Source organism: Rothia sp. HMSC066G02, assembly GCF_001813145.1.
In the GTDB taxonomy this organism is placed as follows: domain Bacteria; phylum Actinomycetota; class Actinomycetes; order Actinomycetales; family Micrococcaceae; genus Rothia.
This window is the reverse complement of the sequence record NZ_KV811576.1, coordinates 1-2,033: the sequence shown is the minus strand read 5'-3', so window position 1 is coordinate 2,033 and position 2,033 is coordinate 1. Positions and strand designations below refer to the sequence as shown.

2 protein-coding genes are annotated in these 2,033 nt (G+C 45.5%); both read right to left on the bottom strand.

From position 1 onward, the window contains the following. Positions 1 to 97: 97 nt before the first annotated feature. Positions 98 to 964: a DUF6318 family protein gene (locus HMPREF2894_RS00705; protein ID WP_070592976.1), complete on the bottom strand. Its 867-nt coding sequence runs from the start codon at positions 962 to 964 to the stop codon at positions 98 to 100. Between the two features lie 15 nt (positions 965 to 979). After that, entirely contained in the window at positions 980 to 1,735 is a 756-nt protein-coding gene (locus HMPREF2894_RS00700; RefSeq protein WP_246823467.1) for a DUF6318 family protein, read from the bottom strand. Between the last annotated feature and the right edge of the window lie 298 nt (positions 1,736 to 2,033).

Below are 2,033 nucleotides of genomic sequence, written 5' to 3'. Positions count from 1 at the left end.
GTTGAAGAATTTTTTAGTCCACTCCGGGTCGATAGTCATTTCCTCTCCTTCCTAAAATATATCTCTTATTACCTAATGCTATTTTGAATTCACGAATCTATTTCGTGTATCCAGCAACAGAAACACCCTTGGGCAACAAAAGGTCACCTTGCAGATTTTCGTCAACGCTTACCCAGCGTCCGTCCAAAAACTCGCCGTAGAAATCTATAGTCGGGTGGCGGTCAGTATGAAACATATCCCGAAAATACTTCACTTCACCGGTATCGCGGTACACAAAATAGGCGTCTCCATATATCGACAATTCCGTCTGAAGCTTGTATATTTTTCGTCCCTGAATCTCTCGGCTACCGTATCCGTGAGTTTCCACCATATACGATTCGATTTCTTGATCCGAAACAATCCACCCCTGGTTATTGGTGATAAATTCGTACACATTAGAAAAGATAACTTTTTCGGGGTCAACTATCTTTGCTAGGGGCTCAAGATCACCGGTCAAATACCCGTAGTTCTTGGCGGCATTATAGTAGGCAAAGAATAAGTACATACCTGAAATATCGTATGTATTCATCTTCTCGCGGATAACCGGGTAGGGTACATTCTGCGCGGGGCTCTCACGGGTTGCGGGAACGTAGACTCCATCTTTTCGGTATGCGGTATATACCAGCGGACCAGATAGACCTGCTGCAGTATTCTTATAGCTTTCTTCTGCAATTATTGTTGCAGGTTCAGCGGCGGCGAGCGCCTGATTTCGCTCCCACGCGGTATCTTCTTGCGCGATTCGCTCTTTTAGCGAAGCTCTCCAGTTCGAGCCAGCTACGTACAGACCTGATGCCGCAGCGGTACCTACCACAGCAGATCCCAACAGCAGGGCACGACGAGAGATTTTGGGGTTCTTCTTCGGCTCTGATGGGTTATTACCGGTTGAGGATTCCTGGGGAGCAGGGGTGTTATTGTTTTCCTTCATTGGTCTTCCTTTCCTCTAGTTCCCCTGTACAGGACCATATGTGGGGGTAAAGTTCACTTCCCACTTTGGATCTAAGAATCGGCACACCATAGTTCCGTAGATGGAACCGCCTGTAACAAGGTTGCGGGTGTCAAAATCAGTAATCGGGTAGAGCTTTTTCTCTGCCGTGATAAAGACTTTCGCCTCTGGTTTCAGGTCGTATCGAACGTTAATTTCGCATAGGTGATTTGCTTCATCCACAATACGGGGCTGAGGTTCAAGAATCTTGAAATTAAGAATTCGCTGGTTCGGGGTAATGACCCAGCCACTAGCGTTGTCGTAGAGTTCTTGAATGGTGGGGAAGAACAATCCGCCTAACATATTTTCAAGATGAAGTCGTCGCGAGTCTCCGGATAGAAGCATATAGTTCTGATAATTTGCATAATAAGTGACCGCGATATTCATGGAAGAAGCCGTCATATTACGCTCGTATGTGCTGTTGTAGTATGGCGGCGGCGCAGCGTATGCGGGATGTGCTTCCGTTGCTGGTTCATATATGCCGATATTAAATACATTTTTCGGATCGTTGATTGCCTCGCGGTAATCATAATCGTCATGGAATGGTTTTGCGTAGGCATTATGCTTCGGGGAGGCGCTAGCTGTTGCCGAAGGGGTTTCTTTTGAGTTATTATCTTTGGTTTTTGGCGTGGATGAGCAGGCGCTCAAAGCTAAGACGCTACCAACGCCTAGCACGCCCTTCATAAAACCTCTACGAGAGCTACGAAAAATCATAGTCACGGCAATAATCCTTGGGGATACATAAATTTTCTACATTTGTTGTGAGTTGAAATATCTAATACATCAACTTAAGAAGAACACTCATTGTTCAGACAACAAATGAGATCATTAAACGAATAAATACCTTTAGCGAGTAAACATCTGACTTGTCTGAGTTAGATGCTTGAACCGCATCGTGAGAACCTCAGCGCACTCACCTTGAAAAGATACAGGGACGGCATAAGCCTGAAAAGTAACCATATATTTAGCTTCCGGAAGTTGAAGTTGATGTGACGGTGAACGAGCTTCCTCG

Excerpts from the sequence above, each read along its gene's own strand:
- HMPREF2894_RS00700 (WP_246823467.1), bottom strand. The coding sequence starts at position 1,735 with ATGATTTTTCGTAGCTCTCGTAGAGGTTTTATGAAGGGCGTGCTAGGC.
- HMPREF2894_RS00705 (WP_070592976.1), bottom strand. The coding sequence starts at position 964 with ATGAAGGAAAACAATAACACCCCTGCTCCCCAGGAATCCTCAACCGGT.